Here is a 23636-nt window from a genome sequence, read left to right as displayed (position 1 = left end):
ATTAACTATTTAGTTATAGCCACTTGATTTTGTGCTGCAATCATATTGCTAACAATCTTAACTGTTTCGTTGATATACAAATCAGTTTTAATTCTTTTTAACCAATCTTGATATACATCTTGCTTGGTTTTGTATGGATTATTGTAAAACTTGTCATAATCGGGTTTTAAAACAGAAATGTCTAACGAATCTTTGAGCTTAATAAGATTATTAATATGGGTTGATGTGGCACGCAATTGTGCTTGAGCTGCTTTGTATTTATCTAATTGCAAATTAATTGGCGCGTCATTACTTTTTGCCAACTGCTCTACATTTGTTTTAATAAGATTAAATGTTGTATCAAATTGAAGCTTTTGTTTCTCAGCTTCAATAACACTTGCATAACCTGCATAAGGTTGAATGGGGGCTTTGTTAATTTCATCCCAAGGCAAAGCAGATTTATTTTCTTTCTCTCTGTATTTAGATAGTTCGTAAATATCTGGTAAAACTATGTCTGACTCAACACCTTTTAATTGCGTAGAACCGCCATTTACACGGTAGAATTTTTGAAAAGTTAATTTGACTGAACCAAACTCTGTCCGATCTGAGAAATAATCTAATCTTTTGCCCAATGGTACACTACGCTGTACAGTGCCTTTACCATAGGTAGAGGTACTACCTACGATAACACCACGCTTATAATCTTGTATTGCTGCTGCAAAAATTTCGCTGGCACTTGCGCTAAATTCATTTACCATTACAGCCAAAGGTCCATCATACAAAACATTTTGATCTCTATCATCCATCACCATACTTTTCCCATCTCTATCGCGTACTTGTACCACAGGACCTTCCTTAATAAATAAGCCTACCATTTGTATTACTTCGTATAAAGAACCTCCTCCGTTGTTACGCAAATCAATAACAATACCATCTACTTTTTCTTCTTTCAACTTTTCAACTTCTTTAGCCACATCTACACTACATCTTGCGCCTTTAGGGTCTTCAAAATTTGCATAGAAATCTGGTAATACAATATACCCAATTTTCTTATCACCGTTTTTAACCACTACGCTGCGAGCAAAGCCTTCATCTTGTACAATTTCATCCCTTAAAATAGATACTGTTTTAAAAGTACCATCAGCTTTTTTCAGTGCCAATTTTACCTCTGTACCTTTATTGCCACGAATTAATTTTACCGCATCTGTAACCTCATAACCAGAAATATCTACCATTTCATCTTTACCACCTTGACCCACTTTTACTATCACATCATTTACCATTATTTCACCGCTTTTAAAAGCAGGACCGCCTGGTACCAAACTCATAATTTTAATACTACCATCTTGTTGTTCTTGTAACTGCGCACCTATACCATAAAAACGACCACTCATTTGCTCGTCAAAGGCGCGCTTTTCTACTGGCGCAAAATAATCTGAGTGCGGATCCATCGCATTGGTAATAACGTTGATAAAAGTATTAAAGCGCTCATCTTCTGTAAACTTCACTTTAATACGATTATACGTCCTATCTAGAGCTCTTAACACACTTGTTCTAGCTTCCGCTTCTAACTGTGCGTCAGTTTTGTTACTGATACTATCAACTTTGCTTTTATTTCTATCTTCTTGCAAATTCGTAAAACGCTCTAATGTTAATAATTTTAAGCGCTTACGCCATCTGTCTTTACGTTCTGCATCTGTAGTTGGGTAGGCCAGTTTTTCTGGGTCTGTAACCAAGGTTTCATCTACCTTAAAATCAAAAGGCTTACTTAAAATATTTTTGTAAATAGCAACTACTTCAGCTGTTCTTTTATCGTAAATAGCATCAACAGCTGGTAAAAATTTTAATTCTGACGCAGCTTTAATTTCATCGTCAATATTTGTTTCATATTTTTTTAAAGCATCAATATCACTTTTTAAAAACAAGCTCTTGTCGCCATCTAGTTCTTCAATAAATTTCTTGAATACCTCTTTAGAAAAAGCATCATTTATAGGCTTAGGGCTATAATGTTGTTCCTGCAACAACTGACCAATAGCAGCCAATAACTTTTGTTTTTGTGTGGTAGGTACAGGATTAGGATTGATTCCTCTAAATGCAAAAAATGCCCCTGCAAACGCTAGTACTATAAAAAGCACCCAACCTTTTTTCTGTATCATAAAAGCAACTATTTTATTCATAACAATGCATCAAATGTAAACTAATAAAAGTTTAGGTTATTGATAAAGAAACGCTAAGATATAGCAATGGCAAATAGCTGACATGAACGAGTTATTTTAGATGATAAAAAAAACTTGACTGTTAAACAAAGCCAATCATCATTTACATTCGCTGCTATTAAAACCAATTAAGTATGGATGTAAAAATAGAAGCTAGCTGGAAGGAGATGCTAAAATCTGAGTTTACCAAACCGTATTTTTTGCAAATAGCCACCCATTTAAAAACGGAGAAACTAACAGGTGCAACCATTTTTCCACCAGGGCAACTGATATTTAATGCTTTTAATCATACCCCGTTTGATGCGGTAAAAGTGGTAATTCTTGGACAAGATCCTTATCACAATCCCGGCCAAGCAATGGGTTTAAGTTTTAGCGTACCAGATGGTGTAACACCCCCCCCATCTCTGGTAAATATTTACAAAGAATTGCATACAGATATTGGCATACCAATACCCAAAACTGGTAATATTTCCCCTTGGGCAAATCAAGGAGTATTATTATTAAACGCCATACTTACTGTAAGAGCAAATGAACCAGCCAGCCACTCAAAAATTGGTTGGATGCATTTTACAGACGCAGTGATTAAAAAAATATCTGACGAAAAAACAAACGTTGTATTTGTTTTGTGGGGCAAATTTGCCCAGGACAAGCAAGTACTTATCGATGCTACCAAACACTATATTCTTAAAGCAGCACATCCCTCGCCTTTAAGTGCACACAATGGTTTTTTGGGCTGTAAGCATTTTAGCAGAATTAATCAACTATTGATAAAAGATGGCTTAGACCCGATAGATTGGAATTTGAGTTCAACAATAACTAATTAAAATTATTTTATGGCTGCAAAAAAAGACAATATTTTTATAGAAATCTTTGCCCGCATTTGGGCTTTTTGGGGGCTTTTAAGCTTTACTGTCACTTTTCTAATTATTGTTATTCCGTCGCTAGCTACCAAACTGATCCCTAATCCAAAAGGTATGTATTGGTTTATAAAAGTATCAAAGTTTTGGGTTACTTTTTGGTTGTATATGGTAGGTTGCCCTATGAAAGTAGTAGGCAAACAAAACTTTAAAAAAGGCAAAACTTACATTATTACTTACAACCATAATGCTTTACTTGATGTACCACTGTCTGCACCTTTTGTGCCTGGGGCTAATCAAACCATTGCTAAAGATAGTTTTGCTAAAGTGCCAATATTCGGATGGTTTTATGCACGTGGGTCTGTATTGGTAAACAGAAAAAGCCTTGCAAGTAGAAAGAAAAGTTACGACTTAATGAAAGCAGCTTTGCAACAAACCTTTCATATGTGTATTTATCCTGAAGGTTCAAGAAATAAAACCAATAAGCCATTAGCACCTTTTCACGATGGGGCATTTAAATTGGCAGTAGATACACAAAACGAAATAATGCCATCTATCATTTTTGGTACTAAAGAGGCCATGCCTATCCACAAAACATTTTATTTATTACCAAAGAAATTGGAAATACATTTTTTACCACCTATTGCAGCAGGTACAGACGCAGATGCTTTGAAGCAACAAGTATTTGAAACCATGTGGAACTATTATGAAAGCAGGGCGTAAACAATTAATTCTTTTACAGCTTAGGTACGTGTAGTAAATACTTTTCTTGAAAATAGTCTTCGTTGAAGATATCGTAGATAGGGAGCATTTTCGGCCTTGTTAAGCTTTCAGAAATTTCTTGGTGCAAATCGCCACCTTTTAAACATATCAAGCCATTGGGCAATTCTGCTGTATGCCCTTTTCGAATTAATGGGCTTGCCCATTGCCACAATTCTTTTAAAGGCGCAACAGCCCTGCTCACAGCAAAATGAAATTTGCGCCCTTTAATATCTTCAGCCCTTGTGTGCTGTGTGGTGATATTGGTGATGCCTGCAGCCTCACAAACGCCCTCTACAACTTTAAGCTTTTTACCAATACTATCCACTAAGTGAAATGTTACTTCTGGGAAAAAAATAGCTAATGGCACGCCTGGAAAACCGCCACCACAACCAATATCTATAATTTCCATACCTTCTTTAAAATCAGCCACTGCAGCTATAGTAAGGCTGTGTAATACATGGTGTAAATAAATACTATCAATATCTTTACGAGACACCACATTGATCTTTTCATTCCACTCTTTATACAACCCTTCTAAAGCCTGAAACTGTTGTATTTGCTGTGGAGAAAAGTCTGCAAAGTATTTTAAAATTGTTTCCATTACCTATGATTGAAAGGATGCGATTGAAGTGATTTTATTATTTGGGTTGAATGTTGTCAAAAACGAATGATCGTAAATCACACCAATTATGGTTAACCAACTCTTTTAATTCCAAGTTTGTTTGGGCTTTTTCCATAAAGCAGGAACCGTAATTAAAAAGTAAAAAAACATCCAAATATCAAACAAAATAAAGAACGGCCACAAGTCTTTCTCGTTCAGTTTTTTCATAGTTTTATACAAAATAATGGCTTGTATTAATAGGCGCAAACCCATTACAGATAAAGCTAACCACCAAGTATGCATCACTACACTAGCTGCAAATAATGGATAAAACAATACCAAGCTAAGGGAATAAAGCCCCAACAAAAACTTATGAATGGGCTTGTAATATTTTGATGTGGTATAGTGGCGATACTTTTGGCGCATCCATTCGTTCCAAGTTTTTTTGGCTTCGCTTAATGTGTGTGATGCAGGGTCAATCATAATAGCGGTATTGTGTTTATTTGCCACTTTATTGATAAACAGGTCATCATCACCGCTTGGTATCATGTTCATAGATGAGAAGCCTTTATTGCGCATAAATACCTCTCTTTTATAACTCAAGTTTCTACCTACACCCATATATGGTATTCCTGCTAAGGCATAAGAAAAGTATTGTAACGCACTATGAAATGTCTCAAAACGAATTAACTTATTCAGCAAGCCTGGTTTTTTATGATACGCACCATAACCAAGCACCACTTCTGTATTCTCATGATAAGCTTGTTGTACATGGTCTACCCAAAATTCTGAGGCAGGTACACAATCAGCATCAGTTAAAATTAAAGTTTCGTATTTAGCGCTTTTGATACCCATTGATAATGGAAATTTTTTACCCATTATCAATTTCGCTTCTTGCGTTAGTTCAATATTTACCAAGTTTTTAAACGATTTTTTATATTCGTCTATCACATACTTGGTTTCATCGGTTGAATTATCGTTTACCACAATAATTTCGTGGGTAGTTTTATAATCTTGTACCAAAATACCAGGAAGATTTTTTGCCAAATTATCTGCTTCATCTCTTGCACAGATAATAACCGAGACGGGCTGCGAAATATTTGCTGTTTTTAAAGGTGGCTCATAAAAAGCCAAACGTCTGAAAAAGAATAAATAATAAAAAATCTGTACGGCAGCCACAACACAGAACACAATAAAAATAATCTGTCCTATTAAATAAAAATACGCACTCATGCTGCAAATGTAACATATCGTACATGCCTTTACCCTAGCATTGTGTGTATGTGGAAAAAAGGGAAGCAATTGGTTGATGGATTGCTGGTTATCGATTAATTGGTTTCTTGGTTCTTAAATCTAGCAACTAGAAACTGGTAGCTGGTTTTCTTTATTTTTGCCCGATGGCATCACTTGAGTTTATATTAGAACACACCGATAGCAACAGCAAAGCCAGGGCTGGCACAATTACTACCGACCATGGCAACATTAAAACGCCCATATTTATGCCCGTGGGTACTGTCGGCAGCGTAAAAGCTGTTAACCAACAGCAGCTTAAAAACGATGTCAATGCACAAATTATTCTTGGCAATACTTATCATTTATACCTTAGGCCAGGTACAGATGTATTAGAAGCCGCAGGCGGCCTGCATCAATTTAATGGTTGGCATAAACCGATATTAACAGACAGTGGTGGCTACCAAGTTTTCTCGCTTGCAGCAAATAGAAAAATTACAGAAGAAGGTGTCTTGTTTCAAAGCCATATTGATGGCAGTAAACATTTGTTTACACCAGAAAAAGTAATGGATATAGAACGCAGCATTGGTGCCGATATTATTATGGCATTTGACGAATGCCCGCCATATCCCAGCGATTATACCTATGCCAAAAAAAGCATGGAATTAACGCACCGTTGGCTAGACAGGTGTTTCAACCAAATCCATGAAACGCCTGATAAATATGGTTATACCCAAAACTTATTTCCTATTGTACAAGGTAGCACTTACAAAGATTTACGTACCGCATCTAGCGAATACATTGCTAGCAAAAATGCCGTAGGTAATGCAATTGGTGGCTTAAGTGTAGGAGAAAGCGAAGAGCTGATGTACGAGTTTTCGGCTTTGTGTTGTGATATTTTACCTGCTGATAAACCACGTTACTTAATGGGTGTGGGTACGCCTTGGAATATTTTAGAAAATATTGCGCTAGGCGTAGATATGTTTGACTGTGTAATGCCTACCCGTAATGGCAGAAATGGCATGTTATTCACCTCGAAGGGCATTATTAATATTAGGAACAAGAAATGGGCAACAGATTTTAGCCCAATTGATACTGGTTTTACCTGCGAAACAAGTAACTATTATTCTAAAGCGTATTTACGCCATCTGTTTGTGGCAGGTGAAATCTTGGCTTTGCAATTGGCAAGTATCCACAATCTAGCCTTTTATTTATGGCTTGTGGGAGAAGCAAGACAACACATTATCAATAACACCTTTAATAATTGGAAGAACGAGATGATTAAAATCTTAAAAACAAGGTTGTAAAATATTGCTAGAATGCGCTAGGGACGGGCTTTTTGTGGATAAGCAAAGAAGCCCATTTTTATTTATTCACGATACCAACTATTAGTTCTTTCAGATAAAAAGACCTGCTACTTTTACAATACTTACTAATCCGTTTACCTTTTAAGAACCATAATTCGTACATCCTTCTATAAGGATGTTTTTTTTGCCCATTATCACAGGAATTATTTTTAAGTTCAACTACTTTATAATCGAAGCTGTGAAGTCTATTAGTAACCATTCCATTTTTCACATTTCACTTTCGCAACACCAATTATCTTTGTTGCTACGTTTTCAACAATGAAGAAACTAGACTGGTACATACTTAAAAACTTTTTAACCACATTCTTTTTTGCCATTTTCTTATTTACGGTAATTGCTGTGGTTGTAGATGTGAGCGAAAAAACAGATGATTTCGTAAAATCTAAACTTGGTTTTATCAGAATTATTACCATGTACTATTATGGTTTTGTACCACATATCATCGCTTTGCTATTCCCTTTATTTGTATTTATTGCAGTTATATTTTTCACATCAAAAATGGCAGGTCGTAGCGAAGTAATTGCGATACTTGCGAGTGGTACAAGCTTTGCTCGCTTTTTACGTCCTTATTGGATGGGTGGTGTTATGTTGGCAACGTTATTGTTTTTTGCAAATAGATTCATTATCCCAAAAGCCAATCAAATTAGAGGAAGTTTTGAAGCAAGGTATATTGACAACAACAACTCATATAACGCGCTTGTGCGTGAACAAAACAACAATTTATACATCCGTGTAGATAGTTTTTCTTTTGCGGGCATTAATAATTATGATACACTAAGCAAGCGCGGTGGTCCATTTTTTATGCACCGCATTATCGGCAATAAACTTACCATTAATACACGAGCTGATAACTTACATTGGGATACTGCCACTAGAAAATGGATTCTTGAGAATGTGGTTGAACGTAAGTTAAATACGCTTGGCGAATCGGTAGTGATGGAACAAAAACGTGTAGTGAATTTTAACTTTAAACCGCTTGATTTAAGCCGAGACAAGTACACAAAAGATAAACTTACATCAGATGATTTAAGTAGGTTTATAAAATTAGAAGAACAGCGTGGTGCCGAAAATCTCAATGAACTAAAAATAGAATTATATAGACGCGATGCCACATGTATTACAGTGCTATTACTCACCTTGATTGGTGCCGTAGTGGCTGGTCGCAAAGTGAGAGGTGGTAGTGGTGGTCACTTAGCACTTGGGTTTATTATTGCAGCATTGTTTATAGTGGTCGGTCAGTTCTCAACTGTATTCTCTACAAAGGGTAACTTACCACCAGTTATTGCCGCTTGGATACCCAATACCATTTTTATGTTTGTAGCAATTTATTTGTACCAAAAAGCACCGAAATAATTGAGAAAAAAATACAAAAAAGGCAGGTTCACTAACCTGCCCTTAGAAAAATTGCTCTCAAAAAAATCTGTTTATAAAGTCTTTATTTTAATGCTTTTAAAACTTACAGCATCGCCATGGTCTTGCAGTAAAATATGACCTTGCTTTGCTTGGCCAAAATTTGGCCAAACATGGTATTTACTGATAGCAACTAGTTGCTTAAATTCTTCTGATCCGCGCACATAAGACAACACTTTTACACCATTTAAATAGTGTTCTACACGGTTGTCGGGATATACAATAATTCTACCGATATTCCACTCACCTATTTTATGTAAAAAACGTTTTTGTTTATTAGCGGTAATCAAATCGTAGAGAGAAGCAAGTGTGCGGTTACCATTTCTACCCAATTTCGCATCAGGATGCAACGAATCATCTAGTACTTGATACTCTAAACCAATAGCAGAACCAGTTGTTTTTTCAGCCAAGGTTACAAAATATTTTACACCACTATTTGCACCAGGTGTTAATCTAAAATTGAAAGATAAATCGAATGCTGTGTATTCTTTATCTGTTACAATATCACCGCCGTTATTGGCTTCTTTACCCTCTGAAGAGAGTACATTCAAGCAACCATCTGTAATTGTCCAGCCTTTTGCAGGGAAGGCTGAGCCTTTGGCACTTCTCCAACCTTTACTGGTTGTACCATCAAATAATAATTGCCAACCCTCTTTTTTTTCATATGTTGTTAAACTATTGTCAGTAAGATTGACAACATAAACGCGTTTATTGAAACTTGCAGGTTTTAAATTCTCTGTTTGTATAGTGATATTTTTAAAAAACACACGTTTATTTGCATGAGCTGCGTTATTAATAGCATGAACTTGCAAGCCGATAAAACCTGTTGCATCAAGTGTATCTACCACATACGAAGTTGCTATATTGTTGACCCAAGTTTTGGTCTCATTGCCAATGCACTCAATACGTAAATGATTGAATGTTCCGTTTTTAAATGCCTTTTTTGCAGATTCGTTTAAATCCATTGGGTACAGCCATTCACGTCTAGCTTCATCGTACACACCGCCAGTCCACGCTCTAGAAGATGGGTCAATTTCTATTTGCCTGCCATATACCCTGCCTTTTGCTGCGTCAAAGTGGCTACGTGTTTGCACACCAGAATTATTACTCGTGTCTTCAATCATCACATCCAATTCAATAATGCAATCGCCGTATTCTTTTTCAGTTGTTAAAAAAGTATTTCCGCTACCCATAACAGTTGTGCCTACTATCATACCATTATCTACAGTAAAAGTAGCAGTACCGCCTAATTGCTTCCAGCCAACTAAATCTTTACCATTAAACAAAGGTATTTTCCCTTTTTGTGCGAATAAACAAGAAGATAGTGTGACACTGATAATAAACAGCATAAGCTGTAACTTGAGATGTTGTTTTTCCATAGCAAACAATATTTAAACATCCAAATATAACGCTAACCAATTGTATTTTGTATTTTGCCACTGTCATAGTCTCAAATGCTTATATGCAAGATGTATTAGAACAATTAACGACGCTTCTCTCCCAAGAAAAAAAATTTGTAGCTACTGATGGTCAATTACTTAAAAGCAGTATTCTAACTGCTACAAAGCAATTAGAACCACATCTACTCACTTTGTTGTTATCGCAACCTACTATTAAAGCGTACTTTTTTCAAAAAGTATATGATATTTGGGTATTTGATACTATAAAATTTCAACAATATATCAATAATGAGTTATTCTATAAGGATAATGAAATCGAAACGGCATTTAAACCTAGAGAAAAGCTAATCATTCCGACTAACCATCCCACAACGAAAATAGTATTTAAGGGATTCAAAAAGTATGCTATAAGTGGTAGCTACATACCTGATATACTTTCTGCGAAAGATAATTTTATTATACGTGGTAATAATATTACGGTATTACGCAGCTTGCAAACAATGTATCGCAATCGCATAAAACTTATTTATATAGATCCGCCTTACAATACCGGCTCTGATGTTTTTTTATACAACGATACGTTCAACAGTAGTACATGGCTAACGTTTATGAAAAATAGGTTACTAATTGCTTGGCAATTATTAGCGAGTGATGGCAGTATATTTATTCAAGTTGACGATACTGAATTTGCCTATTTAAAAGTGCTATGTGATGAGATATTCGGCAGAGATAATTTTAAAGAACATATTGTACTAAAGTCAAGCACAGAGAGTGGTGTAAATGCTATTAACGTTAAACGCGGTGAACGCTTGTTTAAAGTAAAAGAACATATTTTATTTTATGCTAAATCACCATCGTTTCGGTTTAAACCTTTTTACGTAAAAGCTAGTTTTAATACCCATTACAAATACGAGGTAAAGCAGACCAATAACAGCTTAACAATAGAAGACATTAACAAGACTATCACCGAAAAATATCTGCAAGGAAAAAAAAAGAAAACCCTTACTGACATTGAATTACATAGTATTAAGTTAGCAGTAGAAACTTATGCATTACAACATGCTACAAACATCTATTCGTTAGAAAGAAACATCAAAAAAGCAGGTAAAAAGTTTAAAGCATTTGCTGCTGCCAACAAAGCAAAAGGTATAGTAGAAATTTTTGAAACTACGAATAAACAAATCGCTTTAGTATATGATGGTGGCATGCTCATACCGCTGCAAGAACGATTGGTTATTGAAAATGGCAAAACTTATTTTGGTGTTCTTGCTTCCGATTTATGGGTAGATATTAGCACCACCACGGCAAGTGAGGGAGGCGTTAGTTTTAACAATGGCAAAAAGCCCGAAAAGCTATTAAAGCGCATTATAGAAATGGCTACGGAACCTGGGGATATTGTTCTTGATTATTACTTGGGTAGTGGTACTACAGCCGCCGTAGCACATAAATTAAATAGGCGTTATATTGGGATAGAACAATTAAATTATGGTGACAACGACAGCCTTGTAAGACTACAAAACGTAATACATGGTGACGATACAGGCATTAGCAAAACCATAAACTGGCAAGGCGGAGGAAGTTTTATCTATTGCGAATTACAGCAGACTAATCAATTATGGGCAGAACAAATTGCTAAGGTTACTACCAAAAAAAGAACAACTGCTTTGATAAAACAACTCATTTCTAATCCTACTATTTTCGCAGATGCTAATGAGTTAGCGCAAAAACAAACACAACAGACTTTTTTGAATTTAGACTTAGCGTTGCAGAAAAAAATATTATTGCAGTTACTTGAGTCGGATGATAGTATTTATACCCTAAGTGGTGCTATACAATTATCACCTCAAGAACTTAAACTAAATCAACAATTTTATGATATGCTACCATAAAAACTGCTAATCTTTCATCGGTAAAAGATTAGCAGTTTGAAGAGATGTATTAACGCAAATTGGAAAGATTATTTTAAGAACCAATAGCCAGAAACATAGTGAATATATCTAAGGAACTTGAACTTCGAAAATTTTATTGATGCCATTTGAATATTTGTTATTAATACCGATACTATTTTTCAGGGTGTCGTTTTCATTTATTTGATTATCTACAGGTTTTGGATTTATAATTGTTGTCCACCATTTTCTTTTTGAATATTCTTCATTGGTTTTTTTGAAGTTCTCTTTTGTAAATAAATAAACGTTATTCATCATTGACGAAGCATTAGGAAAGCCTTTTTTTAATACATCATAGTCAGCATAACCAACAAAATCAGTATACGCATATTTAGATAACTCTGCTTTAGATACAAGTTTATTATCTACACAAACTGTGTTTCTGTCTTTTGTTAGCCAGTCATTCCATTGTGTTTTCGTTGGGACTTTCTTAATAATTTTTGGTGTAACAATAAAACTAATTCTTGCTTTTGCTTTTTGTTCAGATGTCATTTTTTGGTAAATACTAAATAACCATTCTCTATCCGCATCAGTTATACTATGACCTGCGTATGGGTTAAATTTTTCAACAAATGCATCATATTTCTCTAGTTCTTCAGGAGTGACACCAGATATAACACTTTTTTTCTCTTTCAAAACTGCTACTTCCTGCTTATTTTCTTTACTCACCAAATAAGTTTCAATACCTTTTAAAATATTGGTGGCAATTATTTGTTGATTCGAAAGATTCTTTAGCATCTTCAAATCTTCTTTGCTAGACACATAACCACATTCTATAAGCGTTGCAGGGCAGTTCGTCGCTTGAAGTACCCAAATACCAACTTTCTTCTGTACTACTTGACCTACTGCAAAACTGCTACTATTAAACACTGAATTAATACTTGAAGCCAATAACTTACAATCTTCCATGCCTGGCCTTTCTCTACTTGGAATTACTACTTCGTAGCCTCTAGCTGGGCTTGCTTTATAGCCATTTGAAGTTTTAATTGGAGCATCACTATTACAGTGCAAACTCACAAATAAATCTGCACCAAGTTTATTTACATAATCCACTCTTTGCGGTGGTGTTAAAAACACATCATTATCTCTCGTCAACACAATATTAATATTGGCATTGGCATTTTGCGCTTTTACCAATTTGGCGATGCTTAGTGCAATGTCTTTTTCAAAACTTTTGCCATCAATACCAGGTGCACCAGCATCAGTACCTCCATGGCCTGCATCTATCACTACAGTATAGGTTTTAGTCAGCTTACCTATAACAGTAGCATTAGAACCAGTAGTAGCAATACTTTCAGAGTTTGTTACCGCATCAACTACATTTTCTAAAGCACTAGCTACAGATAAGGTAATAGGCTTGATTTCTTTTTTTCTAAAGGCAAATAATAAGGTTATAACCACTAGCAAAGGCAGTACCACTAATCGTCTAGCATAGGAGAACCTTGGATTTTTGTTGTTGGTAAGCATGGCAATTCTTCGTTTTATTGGTGAATAAAAAAATGGATTGGTTAATGCAAAACGCTGTTGTGGATAAGCTGCCGCCAATAGCATCGTAGCCAATGCTGCAGTATCACCATTGTCTATAGCTTTATTATCTGCAATAAATTCATGGATGGTTTCTAACTCACGTTTTAGAAGCCAGAAAATAGGATTTGGCCAACCAACAATCAATACTATTTGCAACAACAATTTATCTGCACTATGTTTTTCGTACACATGTGTCAATTCATGCCTTAGCATTTGCTTGCCAGTACTTGTTGTTACATCAATATCAGTATGCCAAAAAATAAATTTAAAAAATGAGAAAGGCGTACCATTTGCCTGCGTTAATACTAAATATACATCGTCTAAATTTTCACAAGAATTAGTCTTTAAGAGCTTGTAAATTTTCACCATCGCTATCAACAACATGGTAAGTAACACACCTGACACTGCTATATACATGGTAACAATCAATGTTTCCCAAGTAAACTGAAAGCCTTTATCAGCAACGGTTTTCTCAAATTCAGAATTCGTGTCGGCTATTACTGAAAACAATTGAATAGGTATAGAAACAGCCTCTTTCGGTTTGTTAATGTCTATTTTTATCAAAGGCATTAACCAAGGTAAAATAGCAACACTCAACAAATAAAATCGATTGTACTGATGAAAGCGTTTGTTACGCAATATCAATGCGTAATACAACATCATTAAGGCGCTACAAAGCGATACTTGCAGAAAGTAGTAAGCAATTGACAGCATACAAACTATTTTTTAGATTTTTTAATTTCGTTTAAAAGCAATTCCAATTCTTTTACACTTAGCTTTTGCTGTTGCACCATAAAAGAAACCACATCGCTAAATGAACCTTCGAAATAGCTTTCTACCAAGGCGCCGATACTATTGCTAGAATACTCTTGCTTTGAAACCAAAGGATAGTATTGGTGCATACGACCAATCACATTAATGCCCACAAAACCTTTATCTACCAATATTTTTAAAATGGTAGCTACGGTGTTGCTATGTGGTTTGGGTTCAGGCTGAGCGTCAACTATGTCTTTTAAAAAAGCAGATTCTAATTTCCAAATGCTTTGCATAATCTGTTCTTCTGCTTTGGTGAGTGGCTTTGTCATTATAACTAAATCTTTAGTTGAACAAATGTAATAACTAATTTCTTAGTTTACCAACTATTTTTTTAGTTTTAATGAAAATAGTTTTCCAACTTACATTCAAACAAAAACGCCCAAAACCTTTCGGCTTTGGACGCGTGGTTAACTACAGGGGGTATTTAACGAATTTATAACAAATTTATACGATTGGTATCTCGACAATTATTTCACATCCCTTACCAATGTTGGTGTTAATCATACATTTACCAGAAAAAGCTTCCGCTCTTTTTTTAATATTACTTAGGCCAATACCTTTTCTAATATCTTTGAAATTAAAGCCCTTACCATTATCTGATACCCGCATGGTAAGTAAATTATGTATTAGTTCTAACGATACGTCAACTATAGTGGCTTCGGCATACTTTAGAATATTTTTAAAACTTTCCTGCAAAATCCTATAGAGATTTATTTGTACATCATGCTTAATAAGATTGTTTTCAGATATATTGCAATCGAAATTAATATTTAAGGCGTTATTTAAATTGACAGATGCAAACAAATCTTCGCACATTTCTTTTAAGTTACGTTCCTCAAAAGATGAAGGCACAAGCTGATGAGATAATTTTCTAAGTTCTAGAATGGCATTGCTAATATGCCCTTTGGTAATTTGGTAATATTGGTTAAAACTATCGTTACCATCTGATTTGTCTTTTGCAATGCCAAGGCTTAATAGTGCTCCTACAAGTATTTGGTTTACATTATCATGTAGTTCTGCACCGATATATCTACGTTCTAATTCTTGTGCAGCAATCATGGCATTTGTAATACGCATTTCCTCTGCTTTCTCGTAGCTGATATCCTGCATAGCGCCAATTATTCTGGTTGGCTTGCCTTCAGCATTGTATAGCACAAATGCTCGATCGTAAATATATTTATAATCGCCATCTGTACATCTAAATCTGTATTCAAGTTGTAGGTTCACCGTTTTATTGGCATTTAGTTCGTTTAATGCCGACACTACAACTTCCAAATCATCGGGATGAATTTTTTCCTGCCACCAGTTTACTACATTGTCAACTTCAGATTTTTGATATCCAAACATTTTTGTTACACCTTCATTATACAACATTTTATCGTTAATAATATCCCAATCCCAAATAGTATCGCTTGTAGCTTTTGCCAAAATTTCATAGCGTTCAATCGCTTTCAAGGTTATTTCTTCAGCTAATTTTCGCTCGGTAATATCGTGATGTTCAATAACTGCTAAAGTTTCTGAACTTTCAAATTTCATAACACGCATATAAAACCAACGCATCTGATTAGCAGAGTGGCATGGATATTCCAGATAAAACGACTCTATAGAACCATTTAATACATTTTGGATGCCTTCCAACGTTTGAAGAGCTATGGCATCTCCGTTATCGCTTTGTTTTTGACATATGGAAAAGTAATTACTACCAATACTATTTGCAACCGCAGGATCTACGCCATTTTCTAAAGCAAATTTTTCCCAAGGTTTATTAACGTTTATAATTGTACCAGCAGTATTAACGATAGCAATATGTGAACTAACAGAATCTATTACCCCACGATTAAACAGTTCGCTATCGATTAATGCTTTTTCTATTTTCTTCCGCTCGGTGATATCGTTAAAAACCAATACAGCCCCCGATATCTTACCATTACTATCAAATATGGGTGAACCACTATTGCTAATAATTAATTGTTTATTCTGTTTAGTATGTAATACGGTGTTATTCTCAAAATCTATGGTTCGCCCGTTTTTTAAAATACGACTTACCACATTCTCAAAATGTAAACCTGTACTTTCATTGACGATATTATATACGGTTTCTAATGCCAAGCCATTGGCTTCTTTATTAGTCCATTGGGTTAACTTTTCGGCCGCTGCGTTCATGTATAATATAACGCCACTTTTATCTGTCGCTATTAAACCTTCGCCGATGCTATTGATAGTAATTGTAAAATATTCTTTTTGTTGTTTCAAAGCTTCGTTAAGTTTTTTTCTAGAAATAACTTCCGTAATTAAAAGATAAAAAACACCAGACAACAACGCTATTGCAGTACCAATACTTATATAAGCTAATGTGTTGTAGAAAGAATTGGCTGCTATCAGATCTTGTTTAGATTTTGTGATATTCTGCTCTAAAATATGTCCATAAAGTTGTACGGTTGTATCACCCATGCGCATGGCTTCACTACTAGAGATGAGCAATTTTACCTCGCTATTTTTGTTGGCATCGCAAAGTAATTTTATCTGCGTTAGCAAGGTTACTTTACTTAATAACCAATTATTATATTTAATAAACTCAGATAAATTACTGCTATTATTGAAAGATTTGAACTGGCTGTAGATATTAGCAACAGAGTCAATAGATGTAATGTAATTTCCTAAAAATCGTTTATCACCAGAGATGATATAAGCTTTAATAGAAGATTCTGCAGTGATAAGTGTAAAGTTTAAATGTTCATATGCAACTTTTTCTTCTACTAACGCTAGGTGCGTTTTAAATTGACGTTCTAAAACAACATTTTGTTTTAGAAAATGGTATAACGATGTACCCAGGAGGATAATGGCGAAAAAAAGGACAAACAGCAAAACAACTTTTCTACTAAGCCAATTTACCACGTGTTTTAACTGTTTGTTCATTTTTTGGTTTTTCGTAATTGTTATAATGTTGGTACAACCTGTAATTTAATAATTGAGATATGCCTAATAATGGCAGGTATGGTAGTAAAGTCTAGATATTTATCTAATATATAATCTACACCCATACTTAAATATCGACTTCTCATACAATCATCGTTACAATTTTGTAATATAATGATATTTGTATCAGTATATTGTTTGATTTCTTTTACTAATTGTAGGGATAAATTATTAGGTAAATAACCGTCGAGCAATATAATGTCGGGTAGCGCCTGTTGTAAAATAGCCACTGCTTCTAGGTAACAAGTAGCTGATACTACTGACAAATTACTAACCGTGTCTAACAGTAGTTCTTCTATCCGTTCAATTATTGCTATCGAATTGTCAACTATTAATACCTGCATTATTATTATTTGATAGTGCAAAGAACTACCAGTAGCAGTAGGTATACAATAGCATTTTACACCTTACTATAATAGTAGTACCTGTAGTATTGGTGATAGTAGTATTACTACAAAAATGGTAACGGTGTAATGCAAAAGCTAATCGTAACCCTTTCTAAAGAGAATATATTTTGTGGGGCGAGATGTGTAGAATCAACGCTAACGGTCTTTTTTTCTATTTGATATGCCGTCAGCATAATTATTTTCGAAGCTAATCGAGCAGATAAATATGAAACTTAAAAGCTATTAAAGGGATGAACTAAAAGTCAGGACGGTTAATATGTATTTTACAATTCTATATCAGAAATAATTTGGTGTGCAATAGCATAACGTGTAAGCTCGGAGTTGGTAGTAAGTACTAATTTTTCTAATATGCGACTTCGATGTGTACTGATGGTTGTGAGGGCTAAAGAAAGTGATTCACTAATTTGTGTTATCGTTTTGCCATAAGCTAATAATTTAAAAATTTCAAACTCACGATTACTCAATAGCTCATGTGGTTTTTTATCCGTGCTTGTACTACTCAATAATTTTTCTGCTATTTCCGGAGTAATGTACTTTTTACCTAACAGCACACGTTGCACAGCCGTAATTAATTCATAAGGTGCAGCATTTTTGTTAAGATAGCCTGAAGCGCCCGCTTTGAGTATACGTACTGCATATAAATCTTCAGTGTAAATACTTAAAATTATGACTGGCAAATTTGGCTTACTAATTTTAATTTGTTCCAATGCTTCTAAGCCACTTCGACCAGGCATGTCCAAATCCGATATTACTAAATCAAAATCGTTTTTTATTACCTCTTGAACCAATGATTCGCCGTCGGACACCTCTGTAATATCAACGCTTGGATATTCATCTTTTAAAATTTGAATAAGTCCTAAGCGAATAAAACTATGATCATCAGCTAAAATTATTTTTTTCATGGCAAGTTAATTTTATCTTCTTGTAATCTATTTAATGGCAAGTTAATAACGATTGTTGTACCTGTGCCAATTTTAGAGGTTACTTCGCAAACACCGCCAAGCGCATGTACTCTTTCTCTCATACCCAATAATCCAAAAGATAATTTATTATGCAGCGCCTTTGGATCAAAACCCACACCGTTATCCTCTATCATCACCACCAAATTATCATCCAGCACGTTTAGTGATGTACTTACTTTAGTTGCTTTTGCGTAGCGTATAATATTGGTAAATGCTTCTTGATAGGCTCTGAAAATAGTGTTAGCAATAGCTTCATTTACTTGTAAATTTTCTTCGTTTGTTGTGAATGAAACAGGAATACCAGTATTGGTAATAAATTGGCGACGTAGCCATTGTATTGCATCTATTAAGCCATTATTATCTAATACACCTGTACGTAATTCATTCAATATGCGTCTTATAGATTGGTTGCTACCATCTAATAAAGTAATGACATTTTGCAATTTACTTTTTACCAGTGTCTGCGCTTCGGGTGTTTTTTTATCAATCCAAACAATATCCATTTTTATAGCTGTTAATTGTTGACCAAGCTCGTCGTGTATTTCTCTACCAATGCGTTTACGCTCCTCTTCACGTATGTTTTGTAAATGGCCAGCAAGCTGACGTAACTGCTCAGTAGTTTGTTTAATTTTTTCTTGTGCTTCTACAATCTCTGACATATCTATACCTACCCCCATTAAGCATTGCTCCCCCTCATAATCGATAGCAATACCTGTGAAGTAGTAAGGTATTTTTTCGTTGGTCTTCAGTAAAAAATTAGCTCTTACATTGTCTTCGCCTTTGGCAAAAACATTTTGTATTTTATCTGCCAATAATTGTTGTTCATCTTTATCAAATAGAGTCAGTGGACTAATATTTTTAATTTCAGCCGCATCATATTTGGTTACTTTTTCAAAATTTTTGTTCCACCGCAAAAACTTCCCTTTATTATTATATAAATAAAATACGCCAGGTAAGCTATTAATAATTTGATCAGATAAAATTTTCTCTTTTATAATCTCATCATTTGCCTTTTTTAATGATGTAAAATCTATCATCGAACCTACCATTTTGTAAGTTTTACCTGCCGTATTTTGCACAGCAAAAGCTCTGTCATAAACAAACAAAACATCACCATTTTGGGATACGCATCGGTATTCGTCATCCCATGTTTTATCGCCAGACTCTATCACCTTATAAATACCTTTTAATACCCGCTCTAAATCGTCCGGGTGTATATGTGTTGTCCAAGAAGTAATATCATGTGGCATACTGGCTGTATACCCAAATAGATTGTAAAAACTGCTATTCCACCATATGGTATTATTTTGCAAATTCCATTCCCAAATAACGTTATTGGTAGCTTTTGCCACTAGTTCAAAACGCTCATTCGCTTCTGCAATGGCTATTTCTGCATGTTTACGGGCAGATATATCGGTATAAAAAATAGTAAGTCCATCTTCAGAAGGATATAATTTTACAGAAAACCAAATATTCATTGGTTCGTAAAAACTATCTAGTTCTATTACTTTTTGTGTTTGCATTGCTTCGTGGTACTTGCTGTAAAAAACTGTACCTCGCATTTCTGGGTGCACGTCCCATATAACTTTACCTAATGTATTTGATCTACCTAAAGGATGAGTTGCAAGTGCAGCATCATTGATAAAAGTATAACGCCAATTTTTATCTAGCGACACCATCGCATCATTAATACGATTTAAAACCGTTTCTTTCTCTTTATTTAGTTTAGCAATCGTCTCTTCAGCAAGCTTACGCTCAGTAATATTAGTAGTTGTACCTATATAACCAACTATCTCACCTGCGGTATTTTTTTCAGGAATTGCTTGGCCAATAACCCATATGATACTGCCATCTTTTTTAACAAATCGATATTCAGATGTAGAAATTTTGACGTTGGCAGTTGCAGTAGCCCAGCCGCTTGCAAGCATTTCTTTGTCATCTTTATGTACATTTTCTAGCCAGCCATTGCCATTGGCTTCTTCTGCTAAAAGACCTGTCATTTGGCACCAGTAAGGGTTTACGTAAGTAGTTAATCCTTTTATATCGGTATGAAAAATGCCAACGGGTGCGCCCTCGGTTAATGTTTGATAACGTTTCTTACTTTCTTCAACTGCTTTTTCAGCCTCCTTCCGGAGCTTTTCTTTTTCAAATAATTCGAGCGCAAATGCCACATCGCCAGTAGCCTCTAACAATAAGTCAATTTCTGCTGTATCAAAAAAGTTCTTTTCCGATGCATAAAAAGTAAATGCACCTATTACCTTGCCGAAAGTAATAATAGGTAGCGACATAGATGCTGCATAACCCCTATCTAATGCTGCTTCACGCCATGGCAGCATATAAGGCTCATTTGCAATATCATTACAAACGAAATATTTACCATCTCGTAATGCTTTTCCAGTAGGGCCATTGCCCTCTGGCATATTAGCGTCTAAGGAAATAGGTGTTATTTTAGATAAATAACTTTGCTCCTCACCGTCGTGCATGACTGGCACTACAATTTTTGTAGCGTCGTCTATCATACCTATCCATGCCATTCTAAATTTTCCTAAATGCACTGCAATACTGCATGCCTCTTTAAACAAGGTTTTTTTATCAGTAGTACGAACAATCATTTGGTTGATTTGACTGATAAAAAAATATAACCTACTGGTTTTAACTAATTGTTGTGTGCGCTGCTCTACTTTGTTTTCTAATTCAGCATTTAGTTTTTTTAATGCCAACGCACTATCCTTCTTCGCCAATAAATCAATTCGCACTTTAATAATAAGCATTACCAATAGCACTACCACGCTAATAAATAAGATGGTGAAAACATTTGTTAATATGAGTGTTTCAGATTTTTTTCTGGCTTGTCTTTTTGCCAATAAGGTATTTTCTAAGGTATCAATATTGTCGATAATACGCCTTATACTGTCTGTATAAATCTTTCCATCACCGTTTTTAACAAGCATTGTAGCTGCAACTTGTCCATTAGTTCTGTAAGTTGAAACCAACAAATTGGAGAGGACAATACGCTTATTTACTAAATCCCTCAAAACACGTACTTTTTGCTGTTGCGTAGGGTTATCGCTAACAAGATCATTCAGAATTTGAAGATGTTGAAATATAGATGCTTGTGCTAGTTTAAGCGGTAGCAAATAAGCGGTATCGTTAGTAATAATAAAACCTCTAGCACTGGTTTCATTGTCTACTACTAGGGATAAAATTTTTTGAGAACTTGCTAAAGTTTCATGTGTATGTACTACCCAATCAGTTGCGGATCGCAATTGTTTAGACGAATAAAAAGTATAACCAACCACAATCACAAGTGTGGATAGTAGTAATATAATACCAATAATTAAAGCATTGTCTACACTAGGCTTTAGTTTTAATCTCATAACAAGATTTTTAGTTGGTTTGATAATACCTACACCTAAAAACTTGAAGATAATAAAAATTTGTTAAGTAATCCAAAAACGCATCAAGCCATTTAAATTTGAATATGCAACAACAAAAAATAGGCTATTTGATTAATAAAATAACTGCGAGAGAACGTTAGTTGGTGTATTGGTGGCTGGCTTTAAACCTAAAAATTTATTCATTTGATTTTGTAATAAAATGCCTGTCAGCTTTGTTTTTAAATTACTAAACAGAGAGGTTTGTTTGGCTGTATAATCGGTTTTATTACTTTGTAACAAAGGCATTATCTGTGCTTTTGCAGCTAAGAAAGTGCTAATTGCTGTAGTAACTCTTGGTTTCTGTTCAGCAGTCAAATTAAGGCTTGGTGTAAGTTTACCCATGATGCTAGTAGTTAATTTATTAGCATCAAAACCTACAGCCCCAGCTGCTGCTTTTGCTTTATCTAACATGCCGCTAAATTGTGCATGCGTTGTAGCAACTGCTAGTAAAATAGCAGAGGCAAGAATCATTTTTTTCATTTGTTGTATTATTTAGTTTTAGTCATTCGAAGTTAGCGTTTAAAAAGGCTATCAACAAATTCGTGTTTATCAAATACCAATAAGTCATCTATTTTTTCACCAACACCTATAAATTTTACAGGTATTTTAAATTGATTGGCAATAGCCAATACTACACCACCTTTTGCAGTACCATCTAGCTTGGTAATAGTAAGTGATGTAACATCTGTAGCTGCTGTAAAATGCCTCGCTTGTTCAATGGCATTTTGCCCAGTAGAACCGTCTAACACTAGCATTACTTCGTTTGGAGCAGTTGGTAATACTTTTTTTATTACCCGTTTAATCTTAGTCAATTCGTCCATTAAGTAGGCCTTATTGTGCAACCTACCTGCAGTATCAATAATTACAATATCGCTACCTTTTGCTACAGCACTTGTAACGGTGTCAAAAGCCACTGCGCTTGGGTCGCTGCCCATAGCTTGCTTTACAATAGACACACCTACCCTTTCGCTCCAAATGGTCAATTGGTCTACTGCCGCAGCTCTAAAAGTATCAGCAGCGCCCAATATCACATTATGACCAGCTTTTTTATAATTGTGGGCAAGCTTACCAATTGTAGTGGTTTTGCCTACACCATTTACCCCTACTACTAAAATTACATAAGGCTTTTGTCCCTCGGGTATTTCAAAGTTTTTATATGATGTGTTATCAGCATCTACTAATACTGCTTCAATTTCTTCTTGTAGCAAGGCATTTAATTCGCCGGTGCTTATATATTTATCTTTGGCTACTCTTGCTTCTATGCGTTTAATAATGGCTAGTGTAGTTTCAATACCTACATCCGCACCTACCAATGCTTCTTCCAAATTATCTAACACTTCCTCATCAATAGAAGCTTTACCTGCAATGGCTTTGGTTATTTTGGCAAAAAAACCTTCTTTGGTTTTCTGCAGTCCTTCGTCTAAGCTTTCTTTTTCTTTTTTGCCAAATAATTTATCGAAGAAACCCATATATCCGCTGTTTTATAATTGTTATTGCGGACGAAAGTACTTAAAGTTTTAGGATTGTTGTGGTGCATTTGTAGATGTACTGCTTTAAATATAGTTGTAACGCAGTATTATTTCTATGTCTACTGTTTAATCAATTGGTAGGTTACAAGTTTATTCTGCTTATTAAACAGGAGTATTTTACTTATTGTTCAGATTAAAACCGCAAATGTCACCTATTAAATAGATATTTTGTACTTAATAAACAGGTGTTTTACACCCATTAAACAGGCATAAT

The 23636-nt window shown here is 34.9% G+C and carries 17 protein-coding genes; 5 read left to right on the top strand and 12 right to left on the bottom strand.

The features are described from left to right. Nucleotides 1–5: 5 nt before the first annotated feature. The gene (locus ACFOW1_RS01200) at nt 6–2135 is read right to left on the bottom strand and encodes a carboxy terminal-processing peptidase (RefSeq protein WP_379011670.1); all 2130 of its coding nucleotides are present in this window, start codon (nt 2133–2135) and stop codon (nt 6–8) included. Between the two features lie 194 nt (nt 2136–2329). Between ACFOW1_RS01200 and ung the strand changes: the two genes are divergently transcribed. Further along, the gene (gene ung / locus ACFOW1_RS01195) at nt 2330–3019 is read left to right on the top strand and encodes a uracil-DNA glycosylase (RefSeq protein WP_379011669.1); all 690 of its coding nucleotides are present in this window, start codon (nt 2330–2332) and stop codon (nt 3017–3019) included. Between the two features lie 9 nt (nt 3020–3028). Further along, entirely contained in the window at nt 3029–3775 is a 747-nt protein-coding gene (locus ACFOW1_RS01190; protein ID WP_379011668.1) for a lysophospholipid acyltransferase family protein, read from the top strand. A gap of 13 nt (nt 3776–3788) precedes the next feature. Here ACFOW1_RS01190 and rsmG read toward each other — a convergent pair whose 3' ends face one another. Continuing rightward, on the bottom strand, nt 3789–4415 hold the full coding sequence (rsmG, locus tag ACFOW1_RS01185; protein WP_379011667.1) for a 16S rRNA (guanine(527)-N(7))-methyltransferase RsmG: 627 nt from the start codon (nt 4413–4415) through the stop codon (nt 3789–3791). A gap of 105 nt (nt 4416–4520) precedes the next feature. Next, nucleotides 4521–5648: a glycosyltransferase gene (locus ACFOW1_RS01180; protein ID WP_379011666.1), complete on the bottom strand. Its 1128-nt coding sequence runs from the start codon at nt 5646–5648 to the stop codon at nt 4521–4523. A 164-nt stretch (nt 5649–5812) separates the two neighbouring features. Between ACFOW1_RS01180 and tgt the strand changes: the two genes are divergently transcribed. Continuing rightward, a complete protein-coding gene (gene tgt, locus ACFOW1_RS01175) occupies nt 5813–6952 on the top strand; it encodes a tRNA guanosine(34) transglycosylase Tgt (RefSeq protein WP_379011665.1) in 1140 nt (379 codons plus the stop codon). 318 nt (nt 6953–7270) lie between these two features. Then, nucleotides 7271–8365, top strand: coding sequence for an LptF/LptG family permease (locus ACFOW1_RS01170; protein WP_379011663.1), 1095 nt, complete (start codon nt 7271–7273; stop codon nt 8363–8365). Between the two features lie 71 nt (nt 8366–8436). Here ACFOW1_RS01170 and ACFOW1_RS01165 read toward each other — a convergent pair whose 3' ends face one another. Beyond that, nucleotides 8437–9801: a 3-keto-disaccharide hydrolase gene (locus ACFOW1_RS01165; RefSeq protein WP_379011660.1), complete on the bottom strand. Its 1365-nt coding sequence runs from the start codon at nt 9799–9801 to the stop codon at nt 8437–8439. An 83-nt stretch (nt 9802–9884) separates the two neighbouring features. Between ACFOW1_RS01165 and ACFOW1_RS01160 the strand changes: the two genes are divergently transcribed. Continuing rightward, nucleotides 9885–11711, top strand: a complete 1827-nt coding sequence (locus ACFOW1_RS01160; RefSeq protein WP_379011659.1) for a DNA methyltransferase — start codon at nt 9885–9887, stop codon at nt 11709–11711. A gap of 108 nt (nt 11712–11819) precedes the next feature. Here ACFOW1_RS01160 and ACFOW1_RS01155 read toward each other — a convergent pair whose 3' ends face one another. From ACFOW1_RS01155 to ftsY, 8 genes are all read right to left on the bottom strand, one after another. After that, entirely contained in the window at nt 11820–14009 is a 2190-nt protein-coding gene (locus tag ACFOW1_RS01155) for an N-acetylmuramoyl-L-alanine amidase (RefSeq protein WP_379011658.1), read from the bottom strand. A gap of 5 nt (nt 14010–14014) precedes the next feature. Next, on the bottom strand, nt 14015–14380 hold the full coding sequence (locus ACFOW1_RS01150) for a BlaI/MecI/CopY family transcriptional regulator (protein ID WP_379011655.1): 366 nt from the start codon (nt 14378–14380) through the stop codon (nt 14015–14017). Nucleotides 14381–14555: 175 nt separating this feature from the next. Further along, complete coding sequence (locus ACFOW1_RS01145; protein WP_379011654.1) at nt 14556–17027, bottom strand: PAS domain S-box protein; 2472 nt, start codon at nt 17025–17027, stop codon at nt 14556–14558. A gap of 20 nt (nt 17028–17047) precedes the next feature. Continuing rightward, on the bottom strand, nt 17048–17431 hold the full coding sequence (locus ACFOW1_RS01140; RefSeq protein ID WP_379011653.1) for a response regulator: 384 nt from the start codon (nt 17429–17431) through the stop codon (nt 17048–17050). A gap of 326 nt (nt 17432–17757) precedes the next feature. Continuing rightward, nucleotides 17758–18396: a response regulator gene (locus tag ACFOW1_RS01135; RefSeq protein ID WP_379011650.1), complete on the bottom strand. Its 639-nt coding sequence runs from the start codon at nt 18394–18396 to the stop codon at nt 17758–17760. Then, complete coding sequence (locus ACFOW1_RS01130; RefSeq protein WP_379011649.1) at nt 18393–21833, bottom strand: PAS domain S-box protein; 3441 nt, start codon at nt 21831–21833, stop codon at nt 18393–18395. The genes ACFOW1_RS01135 and ACFOW1_RS01130 overlap by 4 nt, the downstream gene beginning before the upstream one ends. Before the next feature lie 132 nt (nt 21834–21965). Then, the gene (locus ACFOW1_RS01125; RefSeq protein WP_379011648.1) at nt 21966–22373 is read right to left on the bottom strand and encodes a hypothetical protein; all 408 of its coding nucleotides are present in this window, start codon (nt 22371–22373) and stop codon (nt 21966–21968) included. Between the two features lie 32 nt (nt 22374–22405). Next, nucleotides 22406–23362, bottom strand: a complete 957-nt coding sequence (ftsY, locus tag ACFOW1_RS01120; RefSeq protein WP_379011647.1) for a signal recognition particle-docking protein FtsY — start codon at nt 23360–23362, stop codon at nt 22406–22408. Nucleotides 23363–23636 lie beyond the last annotated feature (274 nt).

This window comes from Parasediminibacterium paludis (genome assembly GCF_042651445.1).
Lineage (GTDB): Bacteria > Bacteroidota > Bacteroidia > Chitinophagales > Chitinophagaceae > Parasediminibacterium > Parasediminibacterium paludis.
Note: the sequence above shows the minus strand (reverse complement) of the source record. Positions and strands in the feature narration are given on the sequence as shown.